Consider the following 16,516-nt stretch of genomic DNA (forward strand, 5'->3'; position numbering starts at 1 on the left):
AGACTCCATCACCTCCGTCATTCAGTGTTCTGAATACAGCATTCAGCATTCACTCCCAGAGGGCAAGTGTGTCCAAGAGCGCCGATGAGACCCCGCGCGGCGGACGTCCCGATCACAGGCCTCGCGGCCACGGCGCCGGCCCCGTTCGGCGGCTGCGCCATGGGGGAGCACCCATGGCGCAGCTTCGAGTGGCTTACGGCCGACATATAGTTCGGGTCATGAGCCGTTGGAATGCGTTGACCGGGGGGACGTCCGGAGAGGATTACGCCGCGAGGTTCGCGGCCCTCGCCCTCAGCGGGAAGGACGTGCACGGCGAAGCGCGGTTCTGCGCGGCTCTCGTACCCGTCGGAGCGCGAGTGCTGGACGCCGGGTGCGGTACCGGACGGGTCATGATCAGGCTTGCGGAACTCGGGTACGACTGTGTCGGGATAGACCTTGACGCGTCGATGCTGGCAGTGGCGCGGAAGCAGGCGCCGGGGCTGCCCTGGTTCCAGACCGATCTGACCGGGTTCGATCCGGCCCTGCTCGGCATCGCCGCGGACTTCGATCTCATCGTCGCCGCAGGCAACGTTTTCCCGCTGCTCGCTGCCGGCACCGAGGTCACGGTGGCCAAGCGGCTGGCCGCGGCCCTGCGTCCGGGCGGTCTGATGGTCGCCGGCTTCGGCCTGGACGAAGACCACCTGCCCGTGCCGCCCGGCATCACGCTGGCGGAGTACGACGACTACTGCGCCGAAGCGGGCCTCACCCTGGTGGACCGCTTCGCCACCTGGGACGCCGATCCTTACGACGGTGGCGGCTATGCCGTCAGTGTCCACCGCCGGTGAGGACGTGCCGGACGGGCCAGGTGCTCATGGCGGCAGGCTGCCCGATGCGGTCACGGGGAGGGTGTCGTCCGCGCACCGGGCGGCCAGGCACGCTACACCGGCCTTGAAGGAGGTCGCTCCGACCGGTTACAGACCGGCGATGTCACCGGCCCTCTTGAATGCCGAGCGGAACTTGTCCACCACCGCGTCGTGCCGCCTCTCGCGCGCCGCCCGGTCGGCCGGCACCAGTCGCTCGGCGGCCCGCACGGCGTAGGCGTCCGGATCGCCGAATGCAGCCTGCGGATGATCTCCCGTATCCGCGCAGTGCGTGGTGACCTCCTTGACCGCCTGAAGCACGACCGCTCGGTCCACGCCCGGCTGCATGGCCAGCCGTACCTGGAAGCGTGCCATCCATGTCTCGGGGTCCTTCCCCCAGGCCGCGTCCGTCGTCGGGTCCTTGTCCGTCACGTTTCTCCCGGCTGATCGCTGGCCGCTCTTCGTGGAGTTGGACGCGAGGATGACGAAGCCGGTTGCGCCGGCACTCTCGCTCCGCGCACGCTCCGGGCTGCCCGCCGGATCGAGACGGGTCTTCACCGGCGGACGGAATCCGCGGCGAGCACGATGCCACCATCGCCGGCGCCCGGCGCCGGCACCTGTAGGCCGGGGCGGTCGTGGAACGCGACCCGGAAGCGGGCCAGGACACGAACGCTTCCGGGCCGACCACGTCGAGCAGCGGATACCCGCGCCGGGGTACCGGGGTCCTCCTTTCTGCTTCCCCTGGGATCACGCCCGGTCAGTCGAGTGCGCAGACCGGATTGCCGGGCAGGCCGGAGGGGTCTCCGGTGGCGTTGAAGCCGAACGTCGTGCTGCCGGAGGGCGAGATCGCGCTGTTGTAGTCGACGTTCGAGGCCGTGACCGAGGAACCCGACTGCGTGAGCTTGGTGTTCCAGGCGGTCGTCACCTTCTGGTCGCCGGACCAGGTCCAGCCGGCCTGCCATCCGCTGCTGGTGGAGGTGCCGGTGTTGGTGATCGTCACCTCGGCGGTGAAGCCGCCGGACCAGGAGTTGACCAGCTTGGTGGTGGCGGTGCAGCCGGAGTCCGTACCGCTTCCGCCGCCGCCCGCCGGGCTCAGGGTGGTCGCGGAAACGCTGACCGAGGCCGCCGATGTGCCTCCCGAGCTGTCGTGGGCCTTGACCGTGTAGGTGTACGAGGTCGAGGCGGACAGCCCGCTGTCGGTGAAGGACGTGCCGGCGGTGCTGCCCGCCTGCTGCCCGTCGCGGTAGACGTCGTAACCGGTGGCACCGGACGAGGCGCTCCAGGACAGCGAGACGCTGCTGCTGGTGGTGCCGGTCACGGTGAGGTTCGCCGGCGCGGCCGGCGAGCCGCTGCCGCTGCCGCCGGTGGTGTAGCTGACGCCGGTGTACGGCTGGGGGCATCCGGAGGAGCAGGAACTCGGCATGGCGAAGCTGTACGTCCGGCCGTTCTGGACGAGGTTGCCGTCCACGTCACGGACCCGGATGGTGTAGTTCGATCCGCCCGAGGAGTTCGGGGCGATCGTGTACTGCTGTCCCAGGTCGCTGACCATGCCGGCCGGCACCCACGCGCTGCCGTTGTAGTACTCCACGCCGTGGATGCCGTTGGGCAGGTGCGTGACGTCGATGGTGGGCCACCAGGTGGCCGCGTTCTGGACGAAGCCGATCGAGATGTCGCCGGAGTAGTCGGGCGCCGGGATGAACGACCAGGAGATGTGCCGGTTGTTCCAGTGGTTGGGGTACATGTCCGCCACCGGCCGGCCGTCGAGTGCGAAGGCGTTCAGCGAGTTCGTGGCCAGGTCCAGGTGATACGGGTCGTCCCGGCACCAGGCGTTGGTGTCGCCGCAACTGTCGGCGACCAGCATGTCCAGGGTCGCGCCGTTGTACGTGTCCGGCGTCCAGTTTCCGTTCCGGCAGAACGCCTGGCCCGCCGCGCCGTCGTTGGTGCCGGTGCAGAAGTCGCCGATCGTCACCCGCACCCAGCGGCCGCAGTTGTGGCCGTTGTCGAACAGCCCCATGCTGGCCGAGTCAGCGGACGGGACGGGACGCGGGGTGGGCTGCCCGGTGTAGTCGCCCGGAGTGTTCCACACGTTGAGCGCCACGAAGTTCTGTGACTCCAGATTCGCCTGCGGTACCCCGCACCCGCCGTAGGGCGATCCGAGGCCGTCGAAGTGCGTGGCGTTGCCGGTGTGGTCCGACGAGTCCGCGGCTGCGGCGCCGCCGGCCGGTACGGCGGACGCCGGCGCGGCGGCGGCCGGGGACGGCAGGCCGCAGAGGAACGACGAGGCGAGCAGCAGTACGCCGAACACCGCGGTGATGAGTAATCGCCGGCCGGTGCGTTGTGCGAGAGGGGCGGTGATCACGGTGACCTCCCTGATGCCGGACCCGATGACCGGCATGTCGACTGGCCCGATGTGGCGGCCCCCGCGCACCACAGTCGGGTTCATGCCAATAATGCGGCCGCAGCCGCGCCTGGTCATCCCCCGCGCAGAATGTCGGCACAGGGCGTTTACGGCACCGCCGGTCAGCGCTATACCGATAGGTGGGAGCGCTCCCAGCGCACAGCTCCGGTCGGCCCCCCAGACCGCCGTGCGCCGACGACGGGAGCCTTCCACGCACGGTCGCACCACCCGCGGACGGTCCGCTTCCGGCCCTGCCGGAGGGCACCGGTCCGATGCTGACCGGTGTGCCTGACCGGCGCTAGCCGGGTGCCTGTCGTCCCCGCCGCGCTCGGATGACCCAGAGGAGACCCCCACATGACGAATCCACGCACCAGCCGCCGCAGGTCCCCGATGCCCGCCCCTCGCCTGCTCGGCCTGCTGGGAGCGGCGCTGCTCGCACTCGTCCTGGGCTTGCTGCCTTCCCCCGCGTCGGCCCACGGCGTCGCCATGGTGCCGGGCTCGCGCACCTACCTGTGCTACAAGGACCTGTTAGCCCACAGCAGTACCCAGATGCCCGCCAACCCGGCCTGCGCCGACGCGGTCAAGGCGACCGGCACCACGCCGCTGTACAACTGGTTCGCCGTCCTGGAGTCCAACGGCGGCGGGCGCACCAAGGGCTTCATTCCGGACGGGGAGCTCTGCAGCGGCGGCCACACCGGTCCGTTCGACTTCTCCTCGTACAACGCGGCCCGCACCGACTGGCCCAAGACGCACCTGACCGCGGGCTCGACCATCCAGGTGCAGTACAGCAACTGGGCAGCCCACCCCGGCACGTTCAACGTCTACATCACCAACGACGGCTGGTCCCCGACCAAGCTCCTGGCCTGGGACGACCTCACGCTCATCAAGTCCGTCACCAACCCGCCGCAGTCCGGCAGCCCCGGCTCGGACGGAGGCCACTACTACTGGGACCTCACGCTGCCGAGCGGCAAGACCGGCCAGCACGAACTGTTCATCCACTGGATCCGCTCGGACAGCCAGGAGAACTTCTACTCCTGCTCCGACATCGTCTTCGACGGCGGCAACGGCGAGGTGACCTACTGATCACCGAATGACGCGCCGTCCCGGACCCGCCGGGCACCACCCGGCGGGTTGTCGCCCCGCCGCGCCACCGGCCATCCGGCAGTGCGGGGACCTGCTGATCTCCGCGCCTTCCGGCGGCCTCGGCGACGGCCGCGGCGGGTGTCCTGTCCGGCGTACGCGCCGCTGCACGGCGGCGAACTTCCGGGCACGGTCGGCCAGAAGGCCGCCGACATCACCCCGCCGACATCATCTGGCCGGGCCGATGAATCTGCAGACGGCCGGGTCGCCGGTGCCGGCGGCGTGCCGGCGCGCAGCTCAAGGGCGCGGCTTCCACCGCACCGGCAGCTGACGGGGGCCCCGGATGAGCATGCCGTGGCGCCAGGTCAGGGCGGCCGGGTGGGCGTCGAGTGCGAGGTCGGGGCAGCGCTCCAGCAGGGCGCGGATCGCGACCCGGGCCTCCATGCGGGCGAGCGGCGCGCCGAGGCAGTAGTGGATGCCGTGACCGAAGGCGACATGACCGCCCGCGGCCCGCCGGATGTCGAAGCGGTCGGGGTCGGGGAAGCGTGCCGGGTCGTGGTTGGAGTCCGCCAGGGCGACGAGGACCAGCTCACCACCGCCGGGGATGACGGTACCGCCGATCTCGACCGGCTCCGTGGTGAACCTGAACGTCGGCGTCTCCACCGGCCCGTCGTAGCGCAGCATCTCCTCCACCGCGTTGTCGATGAGCGTCATGTCCTCGCGCAGTGCGGCGAGTTGGTCGGGATGGGTCAGCAGGGCCAGTACGCCGTTGGAAATCAGATTGACCGTGGTCTCGTGCCCCGCGACCAGCAGCAGCCAGGCGGTGCCGCGCAGTTCGTCCACGGACAGCCGGTCGCCGTCCTCGTCGGTGGTGCGGATCAGAGCGCTCATCAGATCCGGGCCCGGGGTCAGGCGCTTGCGATCCAGCAGCTCGGCGAGATAGGCGGACGTCTCGGCCGTCGCCGCCGACCGCACCGCCGGGTCGGGGTCGGTGAGGATCGTGCTGGTCCAGGCCCGGAAAGCGGCCCGGTCCAGCATCGGCACACCGAGCAGCTCGCAGATCACCGAGATCGGCAGCGGGAACGAGAGCGCCTCGACGAGATCGGCCCGTCCTTCCGGAAGCGCCACCATCGCGTCGAGCAACTCGTCGGTGATCTGCTGCACACGCGGCGTGAGCTGCTCGACCCGGCGCGGTGTGAACTCGCGGACGACCAGCCTGCGCAGCCGTTCGTGGTCCGGCGGATCGGAGTTGAGCATGTGCGGCCCCGCGGCGGGACTGGTCATCGGGAAGGAGGGCGAGGCGTTCTTCCACTGCTTGGACAACCGCGGATCCACGAGCGCGGCCCGTCCGGCCTCGTACCCGACGACGAGCCAGGCCTCCGCACCCTCCGGAATCCGCACCCTGTGCACGGGGCCGCGTTCCCGCAGCGCCGCGTAGACCGGATAGGGATCGCGGACGAAGTCCTCGCCCATCGCGACCAGATCGATCACCTCGGCTGTAGCCATCGCTCACCCCCGTCTCCCGCTTCGCCCGACGCTAGCAGCGGGGCGGTGCCCCGGCGAAGAACGCATTCAGCCGAACCGGGCCGGACGGGACCTCGCGAGCCGTCACCGGGACCCCGGTCACGGAAACGCCGTGACCGGGGCTCCGGGAGATCAACTGCCGCGGAGGGTGCCGACCGCCGCTAGTTCCGGTACCGGAACACGATCCGGCCGCGCGTCAGGTCGTAGGGCGGCAGTTCCACCAGCACCCGGTCCTCCAGCATGATCTTGATGTAGTTCTTGCGGATCTTCCCGCTGATGTGCGCGAGCACCTGGTGGCCGTTGTCGAGCTCCACGGTGAACATGGCGCTGCGCAAGCACTCGACGACCCTGCCCTCGACTGCGATGACGTTCTTGTTCTTCGTCATCGGACCAGCTCCAGGTTGCTGCCCATCGGCCGGGCGCCGATGCCCTCGAACAGCGCCGAGGCCGCTTGGTTGGACTCCTGGACTTCGGTCCAGGCCGTGGCGGTCCCGGAGCGGTGCAGCGTCCCCAGCGCGTGGGCCAGCAGCGCCCGCGCGATGCCGCGGCGCTGCTCGACGGCCCGGACCGCGACCAGCCCGATGCGTGGCCGCTTCACCGGCACCACCCGGATCAGACCCAGGTAGCGGTCCGGCGTCGCGGCCACCGCGTACTTCGCCGGGTCGACGATGGTGTCGCCCTCGGGGCGGGCAATCACCTCCGCGGGCATCGACTGCCACCCGACGGTCGCCTCGACTTCGTCACGGATCGCGCGGTCCACCGCCCGCAGCAGCTTCTCGTCCCCCTGACCGGCGGGCACGATCGTCACGCCCGAAGGCGGCAGGACCGCTCCGAGCCCGGTGACCCGCGGGTCGGTCGGCACGGCGTACTCCCACTCGCGGCGCCGGATCGTGAAACCGGCCCGCCGCCAGCCGGCCGTCAGCTCGATGTCGGCTTCGTCGACCACCGTGTACAGCGGCGCCGGCAGTTGGGCCTGCATCGCCTCGGCGAGCCGGTCGAAGGCGACGTCGTGCCAGGCGTCGATGCTGACGTACAAGCGTCCGTCGGGCCGGTGCTCCGCGTGCCCGCGGCCGACCACCAGGTCGTCATCCAGTGCATGCCATTGCCGGTCCGCGACACGCGTGATCACCACCGCGTTCTCGCTCAGGCCAGATGTGAAAGGCTTCGTGTTCATCGGAGTCTCCTCCCAGGAGTGCCTCGATCTCAGGCGCTCCTGGCGACACCGAACGTCAGCCGCCGGACCGTGACGGGTTGAGGGAGCACCCACGGGTAACTGTGTTCACGGGGCTCACCTCCATACGACGACTGCACGGTCCACCACGAACGTAGCAGCGGCGTGCCCCCGCGCTCAAAGCATTTACGACGAGGGAACACGGCCGTCGGCGCATTCCCCTCACACACCCTCAGACAGGTGCGCCCTGCCCCGCTGATCTTGCGGAGTCATGAGCGAGGGGATCGAAAGGGTCAGCCTCTAGCGTCGGATACCTCACCTGCCGGCCTGTCAGCGCACGGCCTGACCGCCGCCCGGCAGAAATCCAGGTGACCGTGACGACGGTCCTCCTTAGGATCGGGCGCTGCACATCTTGTCCTTCCGCCCCGATCGGCCGCTCGTGAGATCCCTGATTCCCCCTGTGCTGCGCGAAGAGCCGCAGTTCGCCCGCCTGTTCATCGGGCAGTCACTGTCCGTGCTGGGTGACCGCGTGTCCTTCGTGGCCGTGCCCTTCGCCGTGCTCTCGGTGGGCGGGTCGGCCTCCGACGTCGGAGCGGTGGCGGCCGCGGGCCTGGTGCCCATGCTCCTGTTCGCCCTGGCCGGTGGCGTGTGGGCGGACCGTTTCCGGCGGCACCGCATCATGCTCGTCTCCGACGTGGTGCGGTGCGCTGTACAAGGGCTGACCGCCCTCCTGCTGCTGACCGGCGTCGCCGCCGTACCGCATCTCGTGCTGCTGATGATCGTGTTCGGCACCGCGGACGCCTTCTTCATGCCGGCGTCCACCGGGCTGATGCCTCTGGTCGTCGGCCCCGAGCGACTGCGGGAGGCCAACGCTCTGCGAGGGTTCGTCCAGTCGGCCGGGCTGGTACTGGGCCCGGCCCTCGCCAGCGGCCTGGTGGTGCTGGCCGGACCCGGTGGCGCCCTGGCCCTGGACGCCGCGACCTTCGCGGTCAGCGCCGCGTTCCTGGCCCGGCTGCGACCCCGAAGCACGGCGACCGAGGCGGCGGGGCCCAGCGCCGGTACGGCATTCCTCGGGGAGCTGCGCGCCGGCTGGGTACAGGTCCGCAGCCGCACATGGGTGTGGTCCGGCATGGCCGCCATCGCCGTCTACCACGTTGTCGTACTGCCGTCGGTGTTCGTGCTGGGACCCGTCCTGGCCGACGAGGAATGGGGCGGTGCCGCGAGCTGGTCGGTCATCACCGCGGGCTTCGGCATCGGCTCCGTGATCGGGGACGTCTGCGCCTACCGGCTCACGGCGAGGCGTCCCATGGTGATCGCGGCCGCGGCGCTGGCCGTGGCCTCCTGCCAGGCGATCATCATCGGATCCGGCGCACCGGTCGCCCTCATCGCTGTCCTCGAAGCGGTCACCGGCGTTGCCGTCTCCCTCTTCTTCGTCACCTGGGAGACCGCGCTGCAGACACACGTGCCGGAAGCAGCCCTGTCCCGCGTGAGCTCCTACGACTTCCTGCTGTCGGCAGGCCTCATGCCGCTCGGCCTCGCACTGGCCGGCCCGGTGTCCGACACCATCGGCGTGCGGCCCACCCTGTACGCGATGACGGTCATCGCCGTCCCCGCCGCCTTGGCGCTGCTGTGCGTCCCGGCCGTACGACGTCTCCCCGCGCAGGCCTCACCTGTCACGGCCGCCGACGGCGCCGGCAGCGGCAGCGGCGGCAGTGTCCAGGTCGCCTCGGAGACCGGTCTGCCGTAGAGGGGCGTGGACCCTCAAGGATCCGCAACCGGAAGCGAGGGGAGAGGCACACTCCCAGTGGCCGACCTGTAGCACACGCCGGGCGGCAGAACGGTGTTTTTCGGGTATATCGGGAAAGGGGGTCGTGCAGAGCACGTCACGAGAGCCGAGGCCCGCATGCGCCACACCGTCCGCACCGCCCGCACCTCCACAGACAGGTCCGCTCGGGACACACCGCTCCAAGGCCGCGTGGCCGTCGTGACAGGAGCGGCCCGCGGTATCGGCGAAGCCCTGGCGCGACGCCTGTCCCATGCCGGGATGCGGGTCGCGCTCCTCGGCCGTGAAGAGGAAACCCTGTGCCGGGCGGCTGCCTCCCTGCCCACCCCGAGCATCTGCGTCGAGGCCGACGTCACCGATCAGACCGCGCTCGACCGTGCCGCTCACCGGGTGGAGGCGGAGCTCGGCCCGGCCGACGTCGTCGTGGCCAACGCCGGTATCGCCGTCGGTGGACCCTTCAACCGGACCGCGGCCGACCTGTGGAACCGCGTCATCGACGTCAACCTGATCGGAGCCGCCAACACCGCCAGGGCATTCCTGCCCCAACTGACGCAAACGTGCGGCTACTTCCTCCAGATCGCCTCCACGGCCGCCTTCGGCTCCGCGCCGATGATGAGCGCCTACTGCGCATCGAAGGCGGGCGCGGAGTCCTTCGCGCGAGCGCTGCGCGGTGAAGTCGAACCCGACGGTGTGGGCGTCGGCATCGCCTACCTGCACTGGACCGGCACCGATATGGTCAGCAGCATCGACGAGCACCCCGTGCTGCGCGCCCTGCGCCGGAACCAGCCTTGGTTCGCCCGCCGGGTGCACACCCCGGCGCAGGTGGCCGAGTGGCTCACCACTGGCATCGCCCACCGCGCACACCACCTCTACGCACCGCCGTGGCTTCGCTGGTGCCAGCCTCTGAGGCCCCTGTTCCCGGCCGCGGTGGCCCGGATCACCCGTCGTGAACTGCGCTCGCAGTCGCAAGGGGACCTGGCCGCCGACGTCGGTGTCATGGGCGCCGGCGGGCGCGCCGACTGGGACGCACATTCGTCTGCCGAACCCACGCGGCCCCGTCGACACGAGTAGGCCACCGCGAAGCCCTGGCTCCGCCGTGTGCAGGCGCGAGCCGATCCGGCCCGATCGGACAACGGTTCCTGGGCTGAGGAGCCCGATCGAAGAGGCGAGAAAGCTCAGGACTGCTCGGGCCGGAACGCGAGATACCGGCTGAAGGCTTCGTGGCTGTCGGGAGTGAAACGCCACTCCAACAGGGCCGAATGAAGCTCCGACTCGGTCAGCCAGCCATGCCAGGCGACCTCATCGGGATCGGGGGTCACAGCGTCCCGGACCACGGCTTCATGCATGCCGAGCCAGTGAGGGCTCAGGCCGCTGCGGTTGAGGAACGTGAACAGCAAGCGCGGCAGGCCACGGATGCCGAGTTCTTCGGCCAGCTCCCGTGCGGCAGCCTGTTCATAGGATTCGCCGACATCCACGGCGCCACCGACCATGACCTCATAGAGCCCGGGGAAGCGCGACAGCTGCTCCGACCGCCGATGGACGAGGACCCGGTCACGCTCATCACGACACACCGTCGAGGCAATTCGATGCAGCCAACCCTCCCGGACGGCCTGCCGACGGGTGACGATCCCCAGGACACGATCTTGACAGTCGACACGCTCCACCAGTTCATCCACGAAGCACACCCTGGCAGAACCCACTGACAACGCCGTTTCTCGGCAAGCCGTTCTCGTAACTCGACAACATTCTGGACCCGCTTGATCAACATCTGTTGTCTGCACTCGGCATCAGCCGTTCTCGCGTTACACCGACGAAGCCACATCCACCGTCCGGCGCGTACACGCGGCCAGTGCACCGCATGCGCGGAGGATGCCCCAACGGCCCGACGGGCCCGCCCCTTTGCGGTGGGGCGGGCGGAGCCGCTATTCGCAGGCGACGCCGTCGCCGTCTCGGTCGAGGTGGCTGCCGTATCCGGGGTCTCCGCGGTGGACGGGCGCGGCTCCCGCGGCGCGGGCGGCATCGCAGTTGGCGTAGTAGACGCTCCCACCGCCGCTGTCGCTCCCACCACCGCTGCCGGCGTCGGCTACGGGTTCGGCGGTCACGGTCTTCGTCACCTTGACCTTGACTTTGACCTTGGTGGTCTCGGTGGCAGTGACGGTGACGGCAGGTTCAGGCTCCGCTGTCGGCGTGGTTGTCGCGGTGACGGTCACGGTAGGGCGTGGCTTCGCGGCGGCAGGCTCGGCGTCGGTCGTGGTCTGGTCGCCGGCTCCGGCACCGATACCGAGGAAGAACGCGAGGCCGAGCGCGGGGAGCACGTACCGCTTGCGCGCCCATCTCGGTGCCGGCCTGGGCTGGGTGTACGGGTTGGTCATGTCGCCCCCCTGCAGGTTTGTGGAGGTGTTGACGATAGTGGCCGGTGTGGAACGGTTGTGGCGTCGTGGGTGAGGAGTCGCCGATTCGTGACGCACCGCAGGCCCGGTGGCGGTGGTCGTGCAAGTCGACTCTTAGCTTGGCAAGTTGACGCTGATTCGGACTCGCAGCCCAGTCTTGGAGATGTCTGCCACTGACGGAAACTCCGGTGGCCCAACGCGCCATCCGGGTACAGTCGGACGGTGCCCGAGTTGCAGCGGCTGCACGTTGCCCATGCCCCGGCGGTCCTCGCATTCGAGCTGGCGAACCGCGCCTACTTCGCTGCCTCGATCTCCGATCGTGGTGACGAGTTCTTCGACCAGTTCGCCGACCGGTACAGCGCGTTGTTGGCTGAGCAAGAGGCCGGCCTCGGCGCCTTCTACGTGCTCGTTGCCGAGGACGGCTCGGTCCTGGGCCGGTTCAACCTCTACCGCCTCGCGGGCGGCACCGCTGAGCTTGGTTACCGGGTCGCGCAGCACGTCGTAGGCCGCGGCGTGGCGACCGCGGCAGTCCGGGAGCTGTGCCGGCTGGCGTTGACGCGGCACGGGCTGCGCACACTGCGAGCGGCCACCTCCCGTGACAATGCCGCCTCCCAGAGGGTGCTGACCAAGGCTGGGTTCGTCCCGGTCGGCCCGGCAGACCCGGCCGACAGCGGCGGCAAGCCGGGCACCTGGTACCAGCTCGACCTGGTGCTCCAGCCGTAGACCGTGATCTTGTGGGTGGACCGGCTGCGGGAGAGCGGCGGCCACCGCTGGCCGCGAGCCTGCAGGTGAGCAGTCCGTCGGCCAGAGGTGTCGCCATGATGCGCAGAAGGCGCTTGTCGACGGCTGCGTACCGGGCGGGCGGCTACGTCCCGACCCGACCGGCGATGTCCTGACCGGCGCCGGGCGGTGTTGCGAAGGGGGTGAAGTGGGCTGGCGGATGGTCGATGGGCAGGTCGGGGCGCCATGCGGTGAGGATCTGTGCGCTGCACTCGAACAGGCCCGACGGCAGTGCGTCCAGCGGCCACCACGCCCAGTCACCGACCCGCTCGTCCGGCTGGTCGGCGGGCTCGCCGCGCCACCGCGTGACGAGCGCGCCGAAGGTGATCCGCACGACGCCGCCGACCCGGTCAAGGAGCATGCCCAGCAGGCGCACGTCGGCCGGGTCCGCGTGCAGGCCGGTCTCCTCAGCCAGTTCGCGCACGACCGTCTCCTCCAGCGACTCGCCCGGCTCCACCGTGCCGCCGGGCAGCTCGATGGTCCCTCGCCGGTGGCGGCCGAGCAGCAGACCGCGCGGCCCCACCAACACCGCGCCGACTCCGGCCGCCGCGTGTGCGACGGGCGGCTGGGCCGTACGGGGACGAGAGGTGATCCGGGCCGCCCTGCGGACCTGGAAGAGCCGGTAGGAGCACTGGTTGTCCTCCTCGGGCGCGTCCAGCACGGTGACCTCCTCGGTGCGCAGCCCGTGCTGCGCGAGGAGGTCCGTCCACAGCTCGGTGGTGAGCACCCACATCTGTCCGCTCAGTTCGCCGCCGCCGGCCAGGCGCAGGATCTCCGGGCGGGTCTTCACCTCCGAAGAGGGTCCGTTCCCGGACGAGTTGGTGTGCAGCACGGTGAAATACAGCCGTCCGCCGGGCCTGAGCGCCGCCGCCAGGGCGGGCAGCAGCCGGTGCGGGTCGATGAAGTGGACGGCGGACACGGAGTAGATCACGTCGAACGGCGCCGAAGTACGCAGATACCCGACGGCATCGGTCTGGATCAAGCGCAGGCCTGGCAGGTCTCCGTAACGTGCCCGTGCGCGCTCGATCTGCGTCGATGACAGATCGACGGCGTCCACGGTGGCGTGATGGGTACGGGCGAGGTGGGCGGCGTGTCGGCCCGTACCGCAGCCCAGGTCGAGTACGCGCAGGCCCCTCAGGTCGCCGAGGACAGCATCCCCCGGCCCTGTTCCCGCCGGACCCCAGGCGATTTCGTCCACCTCGGGCAGGGGAGTGGCCCGGTCGAGGTGGTGCGCTCCGTAGGCGTGCCACATCGCGGCATTGACCTGCTCGGCATCGGCCGTACCGGATGTGTCGCGTGCCGTCATCGTTTCCTCCTCAAGTCGCTGCCGAGCGACGACCCACCTCTTGCCCTTTACCCTGCCTGAGGACCTGGCGGTCACCGACCGGTGGGTTCCTCGACCCGGCGGGGCCGCTCATCAGGGGCCGGGCGGGCCCGGCTCAGAAGAGTGTGACCGAGGCCACTGGAACTGCCGCCCGCGCCCGGAGAGTCAGAGGTGTGAGGTCCAACGAAGAGAGTGCAGAGGCCGAAGGTGCCGACGGTGACCACGATCAGTTGCGCGGGCGGGTGCGGGGCGGGGAGCGGGAGGCGTTCGCCGAGCTCTACGAGCTGTACGCGACGGCCGTGTACAACCACGCTCTCCGGCTGACGGGAGACTGGTCCGCCGCCGAGGAGGTCATGTCGGAGACGTTTCTCGCCGCCTGGCGGGGACGGGGCGAGGTGGCCGTAGAGGGCGGGTCGTTGCGGCCGTGGCTGTTCGGGATCGCCACCAACAAGGCACGCAACGCCGACCGGAGTCTTCGGAGGCGGCTCGCCTTTCTCGTCCGGCGGACGGAAGCGGGGACCCGGGCGGGCACGGGAACGGGGGTCGACGAAGCTGTCGATGACTTCGCCGAGGAGCTCGTGGGGCGGATCGACGACTCCCGTCGGCTCACCGAAGTGCTGCGTGTGCTGGGTCGGTTGCGGCGGCACGAGCGGGAGGTCATCGCCCTTTGCGTATGGGGCGGGCTCGACTACGCGCAGGCCGCCGAAGCTCTCGGGGTGCCGGTGGGAACCGTCCGGTCCCGGTTGTCCCGGGCCAGGGTCCGGCTGCGGGAGAAGGTCGAGAAGGAGACGCGCCGGTCCGGGCGTGCGGAACGACCTGGGGACGGACCCGCGGAACGGCGTCCGGGGGCACGTACGGAACCCCGCTCCCGTCGCGGAGAGGTAAAGAGTGAGACCGCGTTCGCGGTCCTGCCCATTCAGGAGGAAGCCCGATGAACTCCCCCCCGGTCGGACCCGAGCAGGAGCAAATCGACGAACTCGGCGAACTCCAGAGGCTGTTGCCCGCGGTTCTCGCCGAGCAGGTACTGCCTCCCGGGCGGCGCTCCCATCACAAGGACGTTCTGATGCAGCTCATCGACAAGGACAGCGGAAGCCGTAGCGAAAGCACCGGTAGCAGCACTGACAGCAGCAGCGGCCGCTTCGGCGGCAGCGATCTGTACCGGTTCCAGGGGCGACGGTGGTTGCGGCCCGCTCTTGTCGCAGGTGTCACCGCCGCGTTGGCGGCCGGCCTCACGGTCTGGACCGGCCCGGGGCGGTACGGCGACGGTACGGCGGCGCGGCCCGGCGCGAGCAGTACGGGGGGCGGCGACCGAAGTGCTGTCGCGACCCTCGACCGTATCGCCGCCGTAGCCAAACGAACGGACGTCCAGCCCGTGGACGACGGTCAGTTCGTGTACGTGCGCAGCACGGGTGCCGAGAACGAAGGTGCCTTCGGCGGGCCCGTCAAGCTCGGCAAGCCGCGCGAGCGGCAGGTGTGGTTCTCACAGCGACAGGGACGAGTGACCGATGTCGGGCTGATCCGTGAGGACGGACAGGACTGGCCGATCAAGGTGGGCGTGCCGGACGGAACGGATCCGAAGGACGCTGCGGTAGGGGCGGGCTTCGAGCGGCCCACCTACGCCTGGCTCGCCTCGCTGCCCACCGATCCCGGCGCCCTGTTGAAGCTGCTCTACGCGCACACTCAGGTCGAGAAGGGGGACGACAAGGACCAGGAGGTCTTCGACCGGATCGGCGATCTCGTCGGAGAGCAGGTCATGCCGTCCGCCACGGCTGCCGCGTTCTACAAGGCCACCGCCCGGATCGCCGGTGTGACAGAGGTGGCCGACGCGGTGGACGCCGCCGGCCGGCACGGCATCGCCATCGCCCGTGAGGACACCCGGCACGGGACCCGCACCGAGTGGATCTTCGATCCCCGCACCCTCGCCTACCTCGGCGAACGCACCGTCTTCAGCCGGGACACCGAGCGTGCCAAGGCGGGGGCGGTGTACGCCACAAGCGCGGTGCTGGAACGGGCTGTCGTCAACAAGCGCGGGCAGGAGCCGGACGACCGCCGCCGGGCCCGGCGCAACTAGGAGCTGTCCGGGCGATCACATGACCGCCCGGACTTCACCGATCCCTGCGAAGAGCCGGGCGCCGGTGGGCACGGGAAGTCCGGGGAAACTCGTGATGATCTCCGCGCCGGTCCGATGGCAGGACGGGGCCGCCGACTGACAGGTCGGCGGCCCCAGGAGGTCGGTGACGGTCAGATGCCGAGGAGGGCGGCTCAGGGTTTCTGCGCGCGGCGTTGCGGGGCACGGCGCGGCGACCGACGCCCGGAAGCCGGACCGCCCGCCTGCGCCGTCTGCGCAATGGCTCACACGGCTGACGGCCTCCCGGCTTCGACGAGGAGCGGTACACGAAGCGCAAGGCTGTCTAGTGAGCGATCAACAGGATGAAGCAGTCCCGATTCGTCGCCACTCGCCATGACAAACGCGGGGCTCCGAACCGTGACCGTTCGGAAAGGCTACGGTGTACCGCCGCCTTTTCGGTTACCGCCGGTGAGCTGACCCGTCATCATGAAGATGAGACCGGCGAGGAGAATCGCGGCACCGATCAGCGTCCCCGACTGACGAGCGCCGGAATCGCTGATCACCAACCCGAAGACCATTTGCCAGCACAGTGCAAAGGCCACCACCAGCTGACCCCAGCCGTAGATCCGCGGGGCCCGAACATGGCGCCGGTTCATGGGAAGCACCCAGCCGCTGGTAACCGCCGCAACGCCGGAGGCGGCGATGAGCAGCGCGAACAGGACAAGAGGTACGGCGAGGTACAGATTCACGGTTGCTCCCCTGCGTACCGGACCCACGCCCGGCAACGGCGTGATCATGACACCGACTGCATTGCACGTCCACAAGTACGCAGGCCCGGCGATCGGTCGGACAGCTCCTGGCCGCGTCGCCGCCAGGCTCGGGTGGTGGGCGCGGTGCCGACACTTGAGGTCATCGACCCGCTCCTGCGCATGGTCACCGCCGCCTGACCACACCCCTGGTATGCCGGATGTCGGAAGGGTTGTGGGGGGTATCAGTGACTTCCCTCACACGCCAGGCCCGTGTCAACGTGTTGCGATAGTAGATGGTCTGCGGGCGACATAGGCGGATCTGGCGTATGGAAGCAGGCATACGCGGCACCTCGGCCGGGGATACCGGCTGCCTCACCGGCCTCGAGCCGTCACACCGCCGCTGCCGTCCT

The 16,516-nt window shown here is 69.9% G+C and carries 15 protein-coding genes and 1 pseudogene; 7 read left to right on the forward strand and 9 right to left on the reverse strand.

The annotated features are described in order from the left end of the window. Positions 1–218 precede the first annotated feature (218 nt). Entirely contained in the window at positions 219–824 is a 606-nt protein-coding gene (locus ACZ5GT_RS01980) for a class I SAM-dependent methyltransferase (RefSeq protein ID WP_469012804.1), read from the forward strand. Between the two features lie 126 nt (positions 825–950). On the opposite strand, the gene ACZ5GT_RS01985 is transcribed toward ACZ5GT_RS01980, so the two are convergent. Beyond that, on the reverse strand, positions 951–1,397 hold the full coding sequence (locus tag ACZ5GT_RS01985; protein WP_469012808.1) for a hypothetical protein: 447 nt from the start codon (positions 1,395–1,397) through the stop codon (positions 951–953). A gap of 199 nt (positions 1,398–1,596) precedes the next feature. Next, positions 1,597–3,282: a cellulose binding domain-containing protein gene (locus ACZ5GT_RS01990; protein ID WP_469012810.1), complete on the reverse strand. Its 1,686-nt coding sequence runs from the start codon at positions 3,280–3,282 to the stop codon at positions 1,597–1,599. Positions 3,283–3,627: 345 nt separating this feature from the next. On the opposite strand from ACZ5GT_RS01990, the pseudogene ACZ5GT_RS01995 reads away from it, so the two are divergent. Beyond that, positions 3,628–4,314 (forward strand): annotated as a pseudogene (locus tag ACZ5GT_RS01995) (lytic polysaccharide monooxygenase auxiliary activity family 9 protein); the annotation flags it as partial. A 300-nt stretch (positions 4,315–4,614) separates the two neighbouring features. Here the strand turns inward: ACZ5GT_RS01995 and ACZ5GT_RS02000 are convergent. The 3 genes from ACZ5GT_RS02000 to ACZ5GT_RS02010 all read right to left on the reverse strand — a co-directional run bounded on the left by ACZ5GT_RS02000 (position 4,615) and on the right by ACZ5GT_RS02010 (position 7,015). Beyond that, complete coding sequence (locus ACZ5GT_RS02000; RefSeq protein ID WP_469012814.1) at positions 4,615–5,823, reverse strand: cytochrome P450 family protein; 1,209 nt, start codon at positions 5,821–5,823, stop codon at positions 4,615–4,617. 179 nt (positions 5,824–6,002) lie between these two features. Next, the gene (gene infA, locus ACZ5GT_RS02005) at positions 6,003–6,227 is read right to left on the reverse strand and encodes a translation initiation factor IF-1 (protein WP_469012816.1); all 225 of its coding nucleotides are present in this window, start codon (positions 6,225–6,227) and stop codon (positions 6,003–6,005) included. Continuing rightward, the gene (locus tag ACZ5GT_RS02010; protein ID WP_469012819.1) at positions 6,224–7,015 is read right to left on the reverse strand and encodes a GNAT family N-acetyltransferase; all 792 of its coding nucleotides are present in this window, start codon (positions 7,013–7,015) and stop codon (positions 6,224–6,226) included. Before ACZ5GT_RS02010 ends, infA begins: the two co-directional genes overlap by 4 nt. Positions 7,016–7,472: 457 nt before the next feature. On the opposite strand from ACZ5GT_RS02010, the gene ACZ5GT_RS02015 reads away from it, so the two are divergent. Continuing rightward, on the forward strand, positions 7,473–8,759 hold the full coding sequence (locus tag ACZ5GT_RS02015) for an MFS transporter (RefSeq protein WP_469012821.1): 1,287 nt from the start codon (positions 7,473–7,475) through the stop codon (positions 8,757–8,759). Positions 8,760–8,915: 156 nt separating this feature from the next. Next, complete coding sequence (locus ACZ5GT_RS02020; protein ID WP_469012822.1) at positions 8,916–9,866, forward strand: SDR family oxidoreductase; 951 nt, start codon at positions 8,916–8,918, stop codon at positions 9,864–9,866. A 104-nt stretch (positions 9,867–9,970) separates the two neighbouring features. On the opposite strand, the gene ACZ5GT_RS02025 is transcribed toward ACZ5GT_RS02020, so the two are convergent. Together ACZ5GT_RS02025 and ACZ5GT_RS02030 are read right to left on the reverse strand one after the other, a co-directional pair. Next, positions 9,971–10,471, reverse strand: a complete 501-nt coding sequence (locus tag ACZ5GT_RS02025) for an NUDIX hydrolase (RefSeq protein ID WP_469012824.1) — start codon at positions 10,469–10,471, stop codon at positions 9,971–9,973. 246 nt (positions 10,472–10,717) lie between these two features. Further along, on the reverse strand, positions 10,718–11,167 hold the full coding sequence (locus tag ACZ5GT_RS02030) for an excalibur calcium-binding domain-containing protein (protein ID WP_469012826.1): 450 nt from the start codon (positions 11,165–11,167) through the stop codon (positions 10,718–10,720). A gap of 240 nt (positions 11,168–11,407) precedes the next feature. On the opposite strand from ACZ5GT_RS02030, the gene ACZ5GT_RS02035 reads away from it, so the two are divergent. Next, positions 11,408–11,908 (forward strand): GNAT family N-acetyltransferase, encoded by a 501-nt coding sequence (locus tag ACZ5GT_RS02035; protein WP_469012828.1) that lies wholly within the window; start codon positions 11,408–11,410, stop codon positions 11,906–11,908. A gap of 142 nt (positions 11,909–12,050) precedes the next feature. On the opposite strand, the gene ACZ5GT_RS02040 is transcribed toward ACZ5GT_RS02035, so the two are convergent. Continuing rightward, a complete protein-coding gene (locus ACZ5GT_RS02040; protein ID WP_469012830.1) occupies positions 12,051–13,271 on the reverse strand; it encodes an NUDIX domain-containing protein in 1,221 nt (406 codons plus the stop codon). Between the two features lie 248 nt (positions 13,272–13,519). Here ACZ5GT_RS02040 and ACZ5GT_RS02045 point away from each other — a divergent pair, with 248 nt between their 5' ends. Next, the gene (locus ACZ5GT_RS02045; RefSeq protein WP_469013136.1) at positions 13,520–14,224 is read left to right on the forward strand and encodes an RNA polymerase sigma factor; all 705 of its coding nucleotides are present in this window, start codon (positions 13,520–13,522) and stop codon (positions 14,222–14,224) included. After that, entirely contained in the window at positions 14,221–15,360 is a 1,140-nt protein-coding gene (locus ACZ5GT_RS02050; protein ID WP_469012832.1) for a CU044_5270 family protein, read from the forward strand. Before ACZ5GT_RS02045 ends, ACZ5GT_RS02050 begins: the two co-directional genes overlap by 4 nt. Positions 15,361–15,791: 431 nt before the next feature. On the opposite strand, the gene ACZ5GT_RS02055 is transcribed toward ACZ5GT_RS02050, so the two are convergent. After that, entirely contained in the window at positions 15,792–16,106 is a 315-nt protein-coding gene (locus tag ACZ5GT_RS02055; protein WP_469012833.1) for a hypothetical protein, read from the reverse strand. Positions 16,107–16,516 lie beyond the last annotated feature (410 nt).

The sequence above is a fragment of the Streptomyces sp. NPDC031340 genome, assembly GCF_055569945.1.